This window comes from Enterobacter cloacae complex sp. IR5418, from assembly GCF_049238105.1.
GTDB classification, from domain to species: domain Bacteria; phylum Pseudomonadota; class Gammaproteobacteria; order Enterobacterales; family Enterobacteriaceae; genus Enterobacter; species Enterobacter hormaechei.
On record NZ_JBMKHS010000014.1, the window covers coordinates 71,167 to 87,049 of the forward strand.

Genomic DNA, 15,883 nt, shown 5'->3' on the forward strand with positions numbered 1-15,883 from the left:
ACATTTTTTCTGCGAGACGCCTTCAGAAATATATATAGATATAATTAATAGCGATGCCAGAAATAAAAATGGGGTGAATATTTCACCCCATTGAGTCAGCGATTAAATAACAGCATCACCCCATTGCGCTTTCACGCAGGCGGGCTTTCAGCTTGTTATATTCGTCGATCACATACTGTTCCGCAGCGTGTTGATCCGCGATTGGCTCTACGTTTACGGCGCAGTATTTATACTCCGGCGTTTTGGTTATCGGGCTTAAGTTCTCCGTCACCAGCTCGTTACAGGCGCCAATCCACCACTGGTAGGTCATGTAGACCGCCCCTTTGTTCGGACGGTCGCTGACCTGTGCACGCGTAATGATGCGGCCTTTACGCGAGTTCACCCACACCAGCGCTTCATCTTCAATACCGAGCCGTTCGGCATCGGCGGTGTAGATCTGCGCGTAGCCCGGTTCATCCGCCAGCGCCGCCAGCGCGGCGCAGTTGCCGGTCATGGAACGACAGGAGTAGTGGCCCACTTCGCGCACGGTGGAGAGCACCATCGGATACTCGTCGGTGAGTTTGTCGATTGGCGCAACCCAGTCGCAGGTAAAGAACTGCGCCAGTCCGTTCGGGGTGTCGAACTTCTCTTTAAAGAGGTATGACGTCCCCTGGTCGGCCTCTGACTCATCCCGGCACGGCCACTGGATGTAGCCCAGCTCACCCATTTTTTCATAGGTTGCCCCATAAAAGTCCGGGCACAGATGTCGCAACTCGTCCCAGATCTCCTGGGTGTTGTTGTAGTGCATCGGGTAGCCCATGCGGGTGGCGATTTCGCTGATGATCTGCCAGTCGGTTTTCAGATCCCACTTCGGCTCGACCGCTTTAAAGAAGCGCTGGAAGCCGCGGTCTGCTGCCGTATAGACACCTTCATGCTCGCCCCAGGAGGTCGATGGCAGAATCACATCCGCCGCCGCCGCGGTTTTGGTCATGAAGATGTCCTGGACAATCACCAGCTCCAGATCCTCAAAGCCTTTGCGCACCGCAGACAGCTCGGCGTCGGTCTGGAGCGGATCTTCACCCATGATGTAGGCCGCACGCACTTCACCGTGCGCCGCGCGGTGCGGCAGCTCGCTGATGCGATATCCGGTGTGTTCCGGCAGGCTCTCCACGCCCCAGGCCTTCGCGAATTTCTCGCGGTTTTCCGGGAATTTGACGTACTGGTAGCCCGGATAGGTGTCCGGCAGCGCGCCCATGTCGCACGCGCCCTGCACGTTATTCTGACCCCGCACCGGGTTCACGCCGACATGCGCTTTACCCAGATTCCCGGTCAGCATCGCGAGGCTGGTGAGCGAGCGCACGGTTTCCACGCCCTGGTAGAACTGGGTCACGCCCATGCCCCACAGGATGGCGGCGGTTTTCGCCCCGGCGTACATCCGCGCCGCCTGGCGGATCTCCTGCGCGCTGACGCCGGTTATCGCCTCTACCGACTCCGGCGTGTAGCCTTCGACGATTTTCCGATACTCTTCAAACCCTTCCGTCCGGCTCGCGACAAATGCCTGGTCGTACAGGTTCTCCTCAATAATGACGTGCCCCATCGCATTCAACAGCGCGATATTCGAGCCGTTTTTCAGTGCGATGTGCATATCCGCAATGCGCGCGGTTTCGATTTTGCGCGGATCGCAGACGATGATTTTCGCCCCGTTCTGTTTGGCGCGAATAACGTGATTCGCGACGATAGGGTGAGAATCCGCCGGGTTATAGCCAAAGATGAACACCAGATCGGTGTTATCTATCTCGTTGATGGCATTACTCATTGCGCCGTTACCGACCGACTGGTGCAGACCTGCAACCGATGGGCCGTGTCAGACGCGAGCGCAGCAGTCGACGTTATTGGTACCAATAACGGCGCGCGCGAATTTTTGCATCACATAGTTGGTTTCATTCCCGGTTCCGCGTGAGGAGCCGGTAGTCTGAATCGCATCCGGGCCATACTTGGCCTTGATGGCGCTCAGGCGCGTGGCGACATAATCCAGCGCTTCATTCCAGGAGACGGCTTCCAGCTTGCCGCCGCGCTCGCGGCGGATCATGGGGGTTTTCAGGCGCGGCGTGAGGATTTGGGTATCGTTAATAAAATCCCAGCCGTAATACCCTTTCAGGCACAGCGTGCCCTGATTGGTTTTACCCTGCGCCGCTTCCGCCCGGACGATTTTGCCGTTATCGACCACCAGGTGGATCTTGCAACCTGAGGCACAATACGGGCAAACCGTGACGACTTTTTTCATCACTTTGCTCCAGTTAAACAGTTCTTACCTGCCCAATATGCAGCTTCTATGCCATGTTTTTAGTATGGGTATTTCCTGACTTTACGACCCTTTGCGAGGCAAAACCCTGACGAAAAACAGCCAATCGTCAAAATTGACGTGTCGAAAGGGCAGGGGATGTGACATGGCTTGAATTTCCGTCACGTAAAAAACAATTCGGCTGGAGCCGACGGCAGAATGGTTCAGACTTAACATAATTCCCTGACGGAAGCATGCGATGAAACCGGCGATTCTGGTGGTTGATGATGATGTCGCAGTCTGCGAACTGCTACAGGATGTGCTCAGCGAGCACGTCTTTACCGTGCTGACGTGTCACACCGGTCAGGACGCGGTAAACCGTGTCCAGCAGGATCCCGGAATTGCGCTGGTCCTGCTGGACATGATGCTGCCGGATATCAATGGATTACAGGTTTTGCTGCAACTGCAAAAGCGGCGTCCGGCGCTACCGGTGGTGATGCTGACGGGGCTGGGAAGTGAATCAGATGTGGTCGTCGGGCTGGAAATGGGCGCTGATGATTACATCGGAAAACCGTTCAATCCGCGCGTGGTGGTCGCCCGCGTTAAGGCGGTGCTACGTCGTACCGGCGCACTGGACGCGGAGCCTGCCGCGCCGCGCGTTGAAGGTATTGCCTTTAACGGCTGGACACTGGATACCACCCGCTGCGAGCTGAGCGATCCGCAGCGTAACACCGTGCCGTTAACCCAGGGCGAATACGGCCTGCTGCTGGCATTAACGCAAAACGCCCGCCGGGTACTGAGCCGTGAACAGCTGCTGGAGCTGACCCACAGCGAAAGCGCCGAAGTCTTTGACCGCACGATCGACGTGTTGATCATGCGGCTGCGGCGAAAAATTGAGGTCAATCCGCACCAGCCTCTGTTGATCAAAACCATTCGCGGTCTGGGCTATGTTTTTGCCGCGGACGTTTCCCATCATGAGAAAGCCGCCTGACCGTTCTCCTGAATAAACGCCTGAAGCTCGGCCAGCGTTTTCGCGCCGTCAATTGCATTGGCCGCCAGCAGGCTGGCCCGCGCGCAGGCGTGCGCCAGATAAATACTCTCCGTCAGCGGCAGAGATTCGTGGCAGCCGTATAAAAAGCCCGCGCAAAACGCGTCGCCCGCGCCGACGCTGCCGATAATTTCGTTCTGCTCCAGCCTCCACGACGGAACCCATTGCCCTTCTTCACCTGGCGCTTCACCCCATGCCCCTTCCGGGCAGTGGATCACCACCCGCTGCCGCACGCCTGCCGCCAACAGCTGTGCGGCAGCGTCGGCGATATGAGCCATGTTCAGCGCATCGTGGTCGTCGCGGATCTCAAGCCCGCTGAACTCACCGGCTTCCAGTTCGTTAATCACCAGATAATCAAGATGGCGCAGGGCAGGGAGCACCAGCGGCTGATAGCGCGGGTCGCCCTTGCGGGACACCAGATCGAGCGAGGTTTCATACCCCTGATCGCGCATCTGTGCCAGCAGCCGCGCGCTGCGGGTGCCAAACTCCTCATCCGGCATGTCCAGGCTGTCGAGCAGCAGCAGGTAGCCGAGATGGAAGATCTTCAGCGATCCGTCTAAACGATCGAAGGCGGGAAGATCCAACAGGCGGTTAGCACCCGGCGAGTGGAAAAAGGTGCGCTGTCCGCTGGGGTCGGTCATCACCTGCGACATAGAGGTCGGGGCGAACGTCGTGCGCTGCACCCGCTGGCGGTTGACGTGATACTGGTCGAGCATCGCCAGAATATAGTCTCCGTCGCCGTCTTCCCCAATCAGCCCCACCGCCTGCAACGGCAGGCCGACGTGCATTTTCGCCAGCGTCAGCAGAACGTTGAGCGGCGCACCGCCGGTTGAGCGTTCGCTGTGGGTGATTTCCGCCAGCCAGCCGCGTTCCGGCCACTGTACGATCTGGTGAACATGATCCACCAGCATATTGCCTGCGGCGATGATCCCTTTGCGTTCCATTATGCCTGCCCCGCGCTGCCGAAGATGCGCATCTGCTCCGCGACCGTATCGGTAATCGCCTCTTCAATGCCCAGCAGCAGTTCGGCAAACTCATCGTACAGCGCCTGGCGGTTCGCCATGCGCTGCTCGACGGCGGCGAGTGCGGCCTGCGACATGCCGGTGTAAAAATTGATTTTATGAATACCCAGCTCGATGGCGCGGCGGAAATCAGCATCGCTGATGCCAGAGCCGCCGTGTAAAACCAGCGGCAGGCCCGTCTGCTGACGAATAGCGTCCAGCCGCGGGAAATCAAGCTTCGGCTCGCCTTTGTATTTGCCGTGCGCGTTACCGATGGCGACCGCCAGCGCGTCGATACCGGTTGAGTCGACAAACTCGCGCGCCAGCTGCGGGTCGGTAAAGAACGCTTCATCCGCATGCCCGTACAGCGCGCCGCCCTCATCCCCGCCGACCGCACCCAGCTCCGCCTCCACCGAGACGCCCACCGCGTGGCACATCTTCACCACTTCCCGGGTCTGGCGGATGTTTTCCTCATAGCTCAGCGTCGAGCCGTCGAACATCACCGAGCTAAATCCTAAGCGCAGGGCGCGCACCACCGCCTCGAAATGCAGGCCATGGTCGAGGTTCAGCACCACGGGAATATCGTGACGGGCGGCTTCGAATTTCACCGCTTCCACCAGTGACTCCAGCGATACGTACTTAAAATGCACTTCCGCGATGTTAATGATAAACGGCGCGCGTTCCTGCTTTGCGGCGGCAAACAGCGCGCGGAGAAAATGGGAGTCGAGCACGTTAAATGCGCCCAGGGCGTAGCGGTGTTCCCTGGCGTGTGCCAGACCGTCGGCAAGAGAAATCAGTGGCATCGTTCACTCCTTATATTCGAAAGAGGGTGTACTCGTTGCACAGCACCAGCACCGCCGGTTCGTCTTCTTCTATGTCGTTATAGCGGGCAATGGGCTGTAAAAAGTGGTTGTCGTGCTCGTCGTCATTCACCGACGACACTTCGCCCACCAGCACATCACCAAAGCCGCGTTCTCCCCAGAAGCTGTGATACAGGCCGGGCGTCAGGCAGATGCTCTCCCCTGGCGTGAGGCGCAGATGGCTACCGGGTGCGTGCGTCTGACGACAGCCGTCAACGGTAACGGTCACGTCAGTGTTTTCGGTCTCCTCATGCATCCCGGCATTCCATAACTCAATAATCAGATTCCCGCCGCCCCGGTTAATGATGTCTTCCCGCTTGCGCCAGTGGAAATGCATCGGCGTCACCTGGCCGTCGCGAACGTGCATGATTTTTTCGGCGTAGCCTTTTTCATAGGGCACCCCGTTGGGGGATCCGTTGCGCAGGGTGAACAGCGTTAGCCCCTGTGCGGCAAAATTGTTACCGCCAAACGCCGTCACGTCCCAGCCAAGCCTGAGGTCAAACACCTCCTGCCATGCGGCCTGGTCAAGCTGCTGCCATTTTGTGGGCGGAAAGCTGGCAAACGGGGGGAGATGCACGTCGTGCATCGAAAAAAATTGCCGCGTGTGGCCGAGGATTTCATTGATGTCGGAGCGTTTCATGGGGACTCCTTAAGTTACATGCAAAATGTACCCCTCACCCCAGCCCTCTCCCCTTTGGGGAGAGGGTTAGGGTGAGGGGTGTTATTTAACCGTCCACCCCTTATACGTGCCGACGTTCTTTTTATCGATCATCGTCACCGGGATCAGCACTGGCTCTTTCGGCGCGGGTTTGCCTTGAAGAATGTCATAGCCGATCTCCACCGCCTTCGCCGCCATTACCTGCGGATCCTGCGCCGGGGTCGCCACAAACAGGGAGTTTTCGCGCTTCAGCGCCTCTTCACCGTCCGGGGAACCGTCCACGCCGACAATAAAGAACTCGTTGCGCTGGGCCTGTTTCGCCGCCAGATCGGCGCCGATCGCGGTCGGATCGTTAATTGCGAATACGCCGTCGATCTTCGGATTGGCCGCCAGCAGGGAGGTCATCACTTCCAGCCCGCCTTCACGGCTGCCTTTGGCGTTCTGGTTGTCCGAGAGCACCTTGATGTCCGGATGGCGTTTAAACTCGGTCTGACAGCCTTCCACGCGGTTCTGCACCGCAGACACCGGCGGTCCGTTGATGATCACCACGTTGCCTTTACCTTTCAGGCGGTCGGTAATGTACTTACAGGCCACCTCCCCCGCCTGGGTGTTATCGGAGGTGATGGTCGCATCGGCCCCTTCGGCCGCCACGTCCACCGCGACGACCACGATCCCCGCCTCTTTAGCGCGCTTCACCGCCGGGCCGATCCCTTTGGAATCCGCGGCGTTGAGGATGATCATGTCCACCTTCGCGGCGATAAAGTTATCGATCTGCGACACCTGCTGGCCCAGATCGTACCCGCTGGAGACCAGCGTCACTTTGACGTTATCGCCCGCCAGCTTGCGCGCTTCCAGCTCGGCGCCTTTGGTGATCTGCACGAAGAACGGGTTAGCCAGGTCTCCCACCGTCACGCCGATGGACTTCAGATCTTTTGCCTGCGCAAACGGGGTTGCGGCCAGCAGCGCGCCAGCACAGAGCGCGGTCACTAAGGGCTTCAATCTCATGCTGTATTCCTCACGTAGGGTATTGTTGTTATGCACTTTGATGGTGTCGGGTACGGTATTTGTCGATCAGCACCGCAATGATGATCACCGCCCCTTTGATCACCAGCTGCCAGAAGTAGGAGACGCCCATCAGCGTCATGCCGTTGTTGAGGGTGGCGATGATCAATGCCCCGACCAGCGTGCCGGTGATCGTGCCGATCCCGCCGACGAAGCTGGTGCCGCCGAGGATCACCGCCGCAATCGCATCCAGCTCGTAACCCGTGCCGAGGTTGCCGTTGGCGCTGTAGAGGCGCGAGGCGCTCATCACCCCGCCTAAGCCCGAGAGCAGGCCGCTCATGCCGTAGACAAACAGCAGCACCAGCCAGACCTTGATGCCGGTTAAGCGTGCCGCCTGCATATTGCCGCCGACCGCGTAGATATGAACGCCGAGGGTGGTGCGACGCAGAATAAACCAGCACACCACAATCACCGCCAGGGCTATCACCACCAGCCACGGTACGGGGCCAAGATAGTTATTACCGATCCACTCGAAGCTGATGTTGGAGTTAATCACCGTGGTGCCGTCCGCCAGCAGGTAGGCCGCGCCGCGCAGCGCCGTATAGGTGCCGAGCGTGACGATAAACGGCGGCAGCCCGGCGAAGGCCACCAGCGCGCCGTTGAACAGGCCCAGCACCATGCCGAGCATCAACGCCGCCGGAATGGAGAGCATGGCAAATTCAGGAATGAGCGACACCACCATCGCCGCCACCGCCGTGGTGCCCAGAATCGAGCCAACGGAGAGGTCAATCCCGCCGGTTAAGATGATGAAGGTCATCCCGGCCGCCAGTACGATGTTGATTGACGCCTGTCGGGTAATGTTCAGCAGGTTGCTTTCGGTGAAGAAGTTGGGGGCGATAAAGCCAAATACCGCCACAATCAGGATTAAAATCGGCAAAATGCCGATCGTTTGCATCAGATCGCTCATCAGCATTTTTTTGGCGGAGGCGGATTTCGCCACCTGCTGCGGATGGGTTGGAGTTGTCATGATTGCACCGCCTGATGATGTGTGTCGTTTACGCCGGTTGCCAGCGTCATAATGTTTTCCTGAGAGATGTCGCGCCCGTGAAGCTCGCCCGCAATACTGCCTTCCCGCATCACGTACACCCGGTCGCTCATCCCCACCACTTCCGGCAGTTCGCTGGAGATCATCATAATCGCCACGCCCTTGCGCGCCATCTGGTTCATGATGCGGTAGATCTCGCTTTTCGCGCCGACGTCCACCCCACGCGTCGGCTCGTCCAGAATCAGAATGCGCGGGCCAATCGCCACCCAGCGGGAGATCAGCAGCTTTTGCTGGTTGCCGCCCGAAAGTCCGCCCGCCCGCACCTGAGAATGGGGCACGCGGATGTTGAGCAGGGCGATGGCGTCATCGGAAATGGACTGCGCTTTTTTGCGGTTCAGCCAGCCGAAGGTGGCGTCGCGCTCCAGCGTCGCCATGGTGATGTTCTCCTGCGCCGCCAGCTCCAGAAACAGCCCCTGCTCCTTGCGGTTCTCGGTAAGAAAACCGATGCCGTTTTCAATGGCCGCGCGCGGGGAGTGGATCACCACCGGTTCGCCGTCCACCTCAATCATGCCGCCGGTAGCTTTGCGCACGCCGAAAATCAGCTGCGCCAGCTCGGAACGCCCGGCCCCGACCAGCCCCGCCAGCCCGACGATTTCGCCGGAGCGCACCTGCAAACTGCACGGCTGTACTTTTTTGCCATCCGTGAGGTGGTGCACGTTAAGACGCGGGCTGCCGAGCGGAATATCGCGCTCTTTGTTAAACAGATCGCTTAACGGACGGCCCACCATCATGCGCACCAGTTCTGACGCGTTGAGCTTATCGCGCGTCAGGCTGCCGACGTATTGCCCGTCGCGCAGCACGCTGACGCGGTCAGAGAGTTCATACACTTCCGCCATGCGGTGGCTGATGTAGATAATCGCCATCCCTTCATCGCGCAGGCGCAAAATCAGTTCGAACAGGCGGTGGGTTTCGCGGGAGGAGAGGGCGGCGGTGGGTTCGTCCATCACCAGAATGCGGCTGTTGCGGTGCAGTGCGCGGGCGATCTCCACCTGCTGCTGTTCGGCGATGGTCAGCTTCATGACCAGGTCGGTGGCGCTGAACTGCGCGCCGAGGCGGTCAATCACCGCCTGCGCCTGGGCGGCCATCTCTTTGCGCTGCACCAGCCCGCCGCGCGACAGCTCGCTGCCAAGAAAAATGTTTTCCGCCACGGTCAGGTTCGGAGCAAGCTGCATCTCCTGGTAAATCAGGGTAATACCTGCGGCCAGCGCATCTTTCGGGCCTTTGATGTGAAACGGCTGACCGTCGATGAGGATCTCGCCGCTGCTGGCGGTATACGCGCCTGCGAGGATCTTCATCAGCGTGCTTTTCCCGGCGCCGTTTTCTCCCATCAGCGCGTGGATCTCACCGGGGAAAACCGTCAAATCCACACCCTTGAGCGCGTGGAAATTGCCAAAGGTTTTGGCAATGTGGCGCATCTCTAAAACCGGGGTTCTGCTCATGGCGGATCTCCTGTGAATGTCGATATCTGCACTTCATCACAGGCGCGTAAATGCAAAATGTCAGAAGCTGTTCATATTTGTCATAGTTATGAATAGCGAATGTGGATCACAGTTACGGAGTCAACATGTCTTCACGCCCCCCGTTCTTCACCAGCGCCCGCGGTCGCCTGCTGATATTTAACCTGCTGGTGGTGGCGGTAACGCTGATGGTCAGCGGCGTGGCGGTGCTCGGCTTTCGTCACGCCAGCCAGATCCAGGAGCAGGTCCAACAGCAAACGCTGGATGACATGACCGGCAGCATGAACCTCGCCCGTGATACCGCGAATGTGGCAACGGCGGCGGTGCGGCTGTCGCAGGTGGTCGGTGCGCTGGAGTACAAAGGCGAAGCCGAACGGCTGAAACAGACGCAGATGGCGCTGCGCCACTCGCTGGAGCAGCTTGCCGATGCGCCGCTGGCACAGCTGGAGCCAGCGCTGGTGGCGCGTATTATTCGCAGGAGCAATGAGTTACAGCAGAGCGTGACGGGCATGCTGGAACGCGGGCAAAAACGGCATCTGGAGCGTAACGCGCTACTCAGCGCGCTGTATCAAAGCCAAAGCTATCTGCGTCATTTGCAGGATATCAACCGCCGTTACGCGAGCAATGTGCCAGATGCCAGGCAGCTTGCAGAGATGGACAGGCTGATCGTTGCCGCTATCGATACCCCTTCACCGCGCGCCACGGTGCAGCAACTGGATGCAGTAAAAGCGGGGTTACCCGCGAGCGCCCTGCAACCGGTGGTCAACCAGGTGCTTCCGGATTTTAATGATGAGCTGCGCAAGCTCGCGCCACTGTCGAAGCAGCTGGAGGAGAGCGATCTGTCCATCAGCTGGTATATGTTCCACATCAAGGCGCTGGTGGCGATATTAAACCGCGACATTAATCAGTATGTCGAACAGGTGGCACAGGCCTCCCGGCTGCGTACCGGCCAAAGCCACCAGGAGCTGCGGTCCATCAGCGTGTTTATCAGCGTTTTCGCGGTGCTGGCGCTGATCATCACCGGCTGTGCCTGCTGGTATATTTACCGTAATCTTGGCTCCAACCTGACGGCTATCTCAAGGGCAATGTCGCGTCTCGCTCACGGCGAGCAGGATGTGTCGGTGCCCGCGCTACAGCGGCGTGATGAGCTGGGGGAACTGGCGCGCGCGTTTAACGTTTTTGCCCGCAACACCGCCTCGCTTGAACACACAACGCGCCTGCTGAAACAGAAAACCACGCAGATGGAGATCGACCGCATCGAACGTCAGGGGCTGGAGGAGGCGCTACTGCACAGCCAAAAAATGAAGGCGGTAGGGCAACTGACGGGCGGGCTGGCGCATGATTTTAATAACCTGCTGGCGGTGATTATCGGCAGTCTGGAGCTGACCGATTCATCATCACCGGACGCGCCGCGCATCACCCGTGCGTTAAAAGCCGCGGAACGCGGCGCCATGCTCACCCAGCGCCTGCTGGCTTTCTCGCGCAAGCAGGCCCTGCATCCACATGCGGTAGAGATGAAGCCGCTGCTGGAGAACCTGAGCGAGCTGATGCGGCACTCGCTTCCCGCCACGCTGACGCTGGATATTGAAGCGCAAACCCCGGCATGGCCCGCATGGATCGACGTCAGCCAGCTGGAAAACGCCATTATCAACCTGGTAATGAACGCGCGCGATGCAATGGAGGGGCAGAACGGTGTGATTAAAATCCGCACCTGGAACCAGCGCGTGACCCGCAGCGACGGGCGAAGACAGGATATGGTGGCGCTGGAGGTGATTGACCACGGCTGCGGGATGTCGCAGGAGGTGAAATCGCAGGTCTTTGAACCGTTCTTCACCACCAAACAGACCGGCAGCGGCAGCGGGTTAGGGCTGTCGATGGTGTACGGCTTTGTGCGCCAGTCGGGTGGTCGCGTTGAGATCGAAAGCGCGCCAGGGCAGGGAACCACCGTGCGGCTCCAGCTGCCGCGCTCGACGCTGCCCGCGTTCTCCGATGATGCTGTGCTGGTGACCACGGCCCCGGCAGAAAGTGAGCTGCTTGTGCTGGTTCTGGAAGATGAGGCGGGTGTGCGTCAGACCCTGTGCGAGCAACTGCACCAGCTTGGCTACCTGACGCTTGAAGCCGAAAACGGCGAGCAGGCGCTAAACATGCTGGACGCGTCGCCGGATATCGGCATGTTTATCAGCGACCTGATGTTGCCGGGCGGCCTGAGCGGTGCGGAGGTCATCGACCATGTGCGCAGCCACTATCCGCAGTTGCCGGTTCTGCTGATCAGCGGGCAGGATTTACGTCCGGCGCATAACCCGCAGCTGCCGGAGGTTCAGTTACTGCGAAAGCCGTTCACCCGCGCACAGCTGGCGCAGGCGCTGCGTAAGGTGATGGTAATTTGAGATTCCTCCGCTACCCCAGCGAACAGCCATTCATTACTTTAAGGCCAGTTCACCTGCGAGTCTGGCCTTATGAAACGTTACTCTACCGCTCTGTTATTAGGTCTGCTGACTTTAACCAGCCAACTGGCGCATGCCGATGTGATTGATGATGCCATTGGCAATATTCAGCAGGCGATCAACGACGCCTATAACCCCGGCAGCAGCCGTAATGACGATGACGACGATCGTTACGATCGCAGCCGTCAAACCGACAGTCGACAGTACGACGATCGTCGTCGGCAGTTAGAAGATCGACGCCAGCGTTTAGACGAGCGTCAGCGCCAGCTGGATGACGATCGTCGTCGCTTAGAAGAGGATGAGCGCCGGTTAGAGGACGATTACGATCGGTAGTAAACCCCGGTATCGTAACGCACAGGCCGGGTAAGGCGCAGCCGCCACCCGGCAAAACCTAATCCAGCACCAGCACCATCCCGTCATAGCCCGCTTCAATGCCGGACGGCAGCGGGTTCTCCATCATCCACACGTCAAACTGATGGCTGATGTGCGTCAGGATCACCTGCGGACAGCCAATCACCTTATTCAGCGCAATCACCGTATTCAAATCGCAATGGTTGCGCGGCGTCTCCGGGCGTGGTTCATGGCTACAGTCGATAATCATCGCCTGCGGCTGGTTGTTAAGCAGAAACGTCACCGTTTTATCCGGTAGCCCGGCGGTATCAGAAAGCCACGCGACGCGGCTGTGGGCGGACTCCAGCAGATAGCCGAAGGTCAGCTTTGAATGATTGAGCGGCAGCGGCGTAACCCGCAAGCCCTGAAGTTCAAACATCACGAATGGCTCGACCGTGTGGCTGAAATCCAGAAGACCCGGATGTTTGAACAGGTCGTCACAGCCTGCGTCGTCCGGCGGACCGTAAACCGGAATGGTCGCCCCCACGCCCCAGCGCAGGGGGAACAGCCCCTGAACGTGATCCATATGATAATGGGTGAGCAAAAACTGCCTGAAACTCCCCGCGGGCCAGTCGTCCATCAGGTGGGGAATACCCGCGTCCAGCAAGGTGACCGCATCGTTGAATTTGACCGCCGCGCTACAGGGGCGACGGCGATAATTTTCCTGCAAACGTGCCCGTCGGCACGCCGCACAGTCGCAGCCAAACACCGGCACCAGCTGCGCCCCTCCGGTTCCTGTCAGCGTGATCGTCAGACTCATAACGCACCTCTACAGCGGTTTGGTGAAGCGAAAATGGCTCTGCGTATACCCTTCACGAACATAAAAACGGTGTGCGTCCACGCGCTTCACGCTGGTGGACAGTTCGGTCAGCTCGGCACCAGCCTGACGCGCGATCTCCTCTGCCCAGGCCAGCAGCTGGCTACCCACTTTCAATCCGCGCGCCTGCGGCATCACCACCAGCTCCTGGATCTCGCCGATCCAGCGGGCGTGGTGCAGGTGAAACTGCATATGCAGGCCGATCATACCGATGATCTGCCCGTCCAGCTCGGCCAGCTGGTAGCGCATATTGTGATCCTGCAAGTTGGCCAGATATCCGGCGTGAAACGCCTGATGATCGAACTCTGCCTGCTTAAGTTCGCAGATCAGAGCGTAAACGATCGGCGCATCGTCGGCGGTGGCGGGGCGAAGCTGGCAGTCAGGCATGCTGTTTCTCCTTCTGGCGAATAAGCGATAAAAAGGTCTCGACTGACTGTAGCAAACTTCCATCGTTATTGAGGACGTGACAACCCGACGGGGTGTAGCGCGCCGCGCGTTCCAGGCGCTGGTCGATCTCGCGCGCGTTTTCGCGCCCCCGCGTTTGCAGCCTGCTACGCAGAACGTCCGGAGAAACCTGCAAACAGACCGGGAGCAGCGCCGCTTCGTACCGGGCGCGAGCCTGCGGGAGATGCGCCCGCGAGCCGTTAACCAGTACGTCGAACCCCGCGTGCAGCCAGAGGTCGATCTCAATGCCGACGCCATAGTAGTAGCCGTTGGCATGCCAGCTTAGCGCCAGCAGGTTTTGTCCGGCGCGGGTAAAAAACTCCTGCTCGCTCAGGGCGATATGGTTCTCACTCCCGGCGTTAGCATCGCGCGTGATATAGCGGTGCGCCACCAGCAGCTGTGTATGTTCCCGCTGCCGTAACGCCGACAGCAGGCTGTCCTTCCCGGAGCCGGACGGGCCCATTAACCAGATGAGTCTTCCCATCAGAACGCCCTTTTTCCCTGACGCCAGACGTGGTCGATATGTACGTGCTCGCCCTTACGGTGCGCCAGCACCAGATCGGCCCGTTTCCCCTCGGCAATTTCACCGCGATCGTGAAGATTAAGCGCGCTGGCCGGGTTTTTCGTCACCAGACGGATCGCCTGCGGCAGCGTGAAGCGGTTGCCTTCGTCGTCCGCCACCCGGAACGCCGCGTCCAGCAGGCTGGCGGGGTAGTAGTCGGACGAAAGGATATCCAGCAGGCCGAGGGAGGCGAGCTTGCTTGCCGCCACGTTGCCGGAGTGCGACCCGCCGCGCACGATGTTCGGCGCTCCCATCAGCACGTTCATGCCATGCTTGCGGGATGCCTCTGCCGCCTCGAACGTGGTGGGAAATTCAGCGATCACGCTGCCAAGCTGGTGGGATTCACGAACATGGTCGTGCGTGGCGTCATCATGGCTGGCCAGGGCAATGTTGCGGTCACGGCACATCGCGGCAATGGAGAGGCGATTCGGCTGCGACCACCGCGCCGCAAGCTGAAGCTGTTCTTCCTCGTAGCGTGCCATCTCGGCATCGTTGAGCGCGTATTTGCCCTGATAGTATTCACGATACTTTTCAATGTTGGCGAACTGGCGCTGCCCCGGCGAGTGGTCCATCAGGGAGACCAGCGAGACCGGCTCGCGGCCCACCAGCTTTTCAAACAGCGGCAGGGTGGTGTGGTGCGGCAGCTCGCAGCGCAGGTGCAGACGGTGCTCGGCGCGGTTGAGACCGCGCTTTTGCGTCTCCTCCACGGCGTTGATCATCTTCTCCAGGTTCTCAAGACGGTCGCCGCCGTCGCGCACGTCGCCGATCGCCACCGCGTCCAGCACCGTGGTGATGCCGCTGGCGACCATCAGCGCGTCGTGGCTGCTCATGGCTGAATGCGCGGGCCAGTCGACCTTCGGGCGCGGGGTGAAGAATTTATCGAGGTTATCGGTATGCAGCTCAATCAGCCCCGGCAGCAGCCAGCCGCCTTCGCCGTCCATCGCTTCCGGTGAGCGGCTCTGGGTTTCGGCAAAGGCGCGGATGACGCCGTCCTGGATCTCGATTGAGCCGCCAACCACCTCGTTTTCCAGCACCAGCCTGACGTTATTGATAATCATACGTGTGTCCCCATCGGGTGCAGTCTGTCTGCCACGCGGCTGCGTACGGTTTCGTCGTGGAAGATCCCGACGATCGCCGCGCCGCGCGCTTTGGCCTGTTCGATCAGATCCATCACCGCTGCGCTGTTTTTACTGTCGAGCGAGGCGGTGGGTTCATCCAGGAGTAAAATCGGGTAGTCGACGATAAACCCGCGGGCGATGTTGACGCGCTGCTGTTCGCCGCCGGAAAAGGTCGACGGGGCGAGGTGCCACAGACGCTCCGGTACGTTGAGGCGCGTCAGCAGGCTGGCGGCTTTAGAGGCGCAGGTTTCGCGCGGTACGCCGAGATCCAGCAGGGGTTGCATGACCACGTCCAGGGCGGAGATCCGCGGGATCACCCGCAGGAACTGGCTGACCCAACCGATCGTTGTACGGCGCACTTCCAGCACCTTGCGCGCGGGGGCCTGCACCAGATCAACCCATTCATTGTTATGGCGAATATGGATATGGCCTTCGTCTGGCAGATAGTTGGCATACAGGGAGCGCAGCAGGGTGGATTTCCCGCTGCCGGAGTGGCCGTGCAGCACCACGCATTCGCCCTGATTCACCTCTAACGAGGCGTTTTGCAATACCGACAGGCGTACGCCGTTTTGCTGGTGGAGCACAAAGGTCTTACTGACATTTTCAACGTGGATCATTTTGGCCTCGTGGGTTTGGGTTGCCGGGTGGCGCTTCGCTTACCCGGCCTACGAATAGCGCACCTGTAGGCCGGGTAAGGCGGAGCCGCCACTCGGCAAA

General features: G+C 59.6%; 15 protein-coding genes. 3 read left to right on the forward strand and 12 right to left on the reverse strand.

What is annotated here, in order from left to right; translation table 11 throughout:
• Positions 1-115: 115 nt before the first annotated feature.
• Entirely contained in the window at positions 116-2,263 is a 2,148-nt protein-coding gene (gene fdhF / locus ACOTX7_RS12965; protein WP_221256789.1) for a formate dehydrogenase subunit alpha, read from the reverse strand.
• Between the two features lie 256 nt (positions 2,264-2,519).
• On the opposite strand from fdhF, the gene ACOTX7_RS12970 reads away from it, so the two are divergent.
• Positions 2,520-3,251, forward strand: a complete 732-nt coding sequence (locus ACOTX7_RS12970; protein ID WP_205922830.1) for a response regulator — start codon at positions 2,520-2,522, stop codon at positions 3,249-3,251.
• Here ACOTX7_RS12970 and ACOTX7_RS12975 read toward each other — a convergent pair.
• The 6 genes from ACOTX7_RS12975 to ACOTX7_RS13000 all read right to left on the reverse strand — a co-directional run bounded on the left by ACOTX7_RS12975 (position 3,233) and on the right by ACOTX7_RS13000 (position 9,373).
• Positions 3,233-4,252 (reverse strand): carbohydrate kinase family protein, encoded by a 1,020-nt coding sequence (locus ACOTX7_RS12975; RefSeq protein WP_006810452.1) that lies wholly within the window; start codon positions 4,250-4,252, stop codon positions 3,233-3,235. The two genes, ACOTX7_RS12970 and ACOTX7_RS12975, sit on opposite strands and share 19 nt — an antisense overlap.
• Positions 4,252-5,112 (reverse strand): ketose 1,6-bisphosphate aldolase, encoded by an 861-nt coding sequence (locus ACOTX7_RS12980; RefSeq protein ID WP_221256790.1) that lies wholly within the window; start codon positions 5,110-5,112, stop codon positions 4,252-4,254. The genes ACOTX7_RS12975 and ACOTX7_RS12980 overlap by 1 nt, the downstream gene beginning before the upstream one ends.
• Positions 5,113-5,122: 10 nt before the next feature.
• Positions 5,123-5,809: a D-lyxose/D-mannose family sugar isomerase gene (locus tag ACOTX7_RS12985; RefSeq protein WP_221256791.1), complete on the reverse strand. Its 687-nt coding sequence runs from the start codon at positions 5,807-5,809 to the stop codon at positions 5,123-5,125.
• Positions 5,810-5,890: 81 nt separating this feature from the next.
• A complete protein-coding gene (locus tag ACOTX7_RS12990; RefSeq protein WP_221256792.1) occupies positions 5,891-6,832 on the reverse strand; it encodes an ABC transporter substrate-binding protein in 942 nt (313 codons plus the stop codon).
• A gap of 28 nt (positions 6,833-6,860) precedes the next feature.
• A complete protein-coding gene (locus tag ACOTX7_RS12995) occupies positions 6,861-7,856 on the reverse strand; it encodes an ABC transporter permease subunit (RefSeq protein WP_006810448.1) in 996 nt (331 codons plus the stop codon).
• Positions 7,853-9,373, reverse strand: a complete 1,521-nt coding sequence (locus ACOTX7_RS13000; RefSeq protein WP_221256793.1) for a sugar ABC transporter ATP-binding protein — start codon at positions 9,371-9,373, stop codon at positions 7,853-7,855. The genes ACOTX7_RS12995 and ACOTX7_RS13000 overlap by 4 nt, the downstream gene beginning before the upstream one ends.
• A 125-nt stretch (positions 9,374-9,498) precedes the next feature.
• Here ACOTX7_RS13000 and ACOTX7_RS13005 point away from each other — a divergent pair, with 125 nt between their 5' ends.
• Positions 9,499-11,778, forward strand: coding sequence for an ATP-binding protein (locus ACOTX7_RS13005; RefSeq protein WP_221813575.1), 2,280 nt, complete (start codon positions 9,499-9,501; stop codon positions 11,776-11,778).
• A 69-nt stretch (positions 11,779-11,847) separates the two neighbouring features.
• Entirely contained in the window at positions 11,848-12,168 is a 321-nt protein-coding gene (yjdP, locus tag ACOTX7_RS13010; RefSeq protein WP_006810445.1) for a DDRRRQL repeat protein YjdP, read from the forward strand.
• A gap of 58 nt (positions 12,169-12,226) precedes the next feature.
• Here yjdP and phnP read toward each other — a convergent pair whose 3' ends face one another.
• From phnP to phnL, 5 genes are read right to left on the reverse strand one after another with little or no spacing between them, the layout of a single operon-like run.
• Complete coding sequence (phnP, locus tag ACOTX7_RS13015; RefSeq protein ID WP_000059797.1) at positions 12,227-12,985, reverse strand: phosphonate metabolism protein PhnP; 759 nt, start codon at positions 12,983-12,985, stop codon at positions 12,227-12,229.
• 9 nt (positions 12,986-12,994) lie between these two features.
• On the reverse strand, positions 12,995-13,429 hold the full coding sequence (gene phnO / locus ACOTX7_RS13020) for an aminoalkylphosphonate N-acetyltransferase (RefSeq protein ID WP_006810443.1): 435 nt from the start codon (positions 13,427-13,429) through the stop codon (positions 12,995-12,997).
• Positions 13,422-13,973, reverse strand: coding sequence for a ribose 1,5-bisphosphokinase (gene phnN / locus ACOTX7_RS13025; protein WP_214592572.1), 552 nt, complete (start codon positions 13,971-13,973; stop codon positions 13,422-13,424). Before phnN ends, phnO begins: the two co-directional genes overlap by 8 nt.
• Positions 13,970-15,106, reverse strand: coding sequence for an alpha-D-ribose 1-methylphosphonate 5-triphosphate diphosphatase (phnM, locus tag ACOTX7_RS13030; RefSeq protein ID WP_221256795.1), 1,137 nt, complete (start codon positions 15,104-15,106; stop codon positions 13,970-13,972). Before phnM ends, phnN begins: the two co-directional genes overlap by 4 nt.
• Positions 15,103-15,783: a phosphonate C-P lyase system protein PhnL gene (gene phnL / locus ACOTX7_RS13035; RefSeq protein ID WP_047354125.1), complete on the reverse strand. Its 681-nt coding sequence runs from the start codon at positions 15,781-15,783 to the stop codon at positions 15,103-15,105. Before phnL ends, phnM begins: the two co-directional genes overlap by 4 nt.
• Positions 15,784-15,883: the final 100 nt, after the last annotated feature.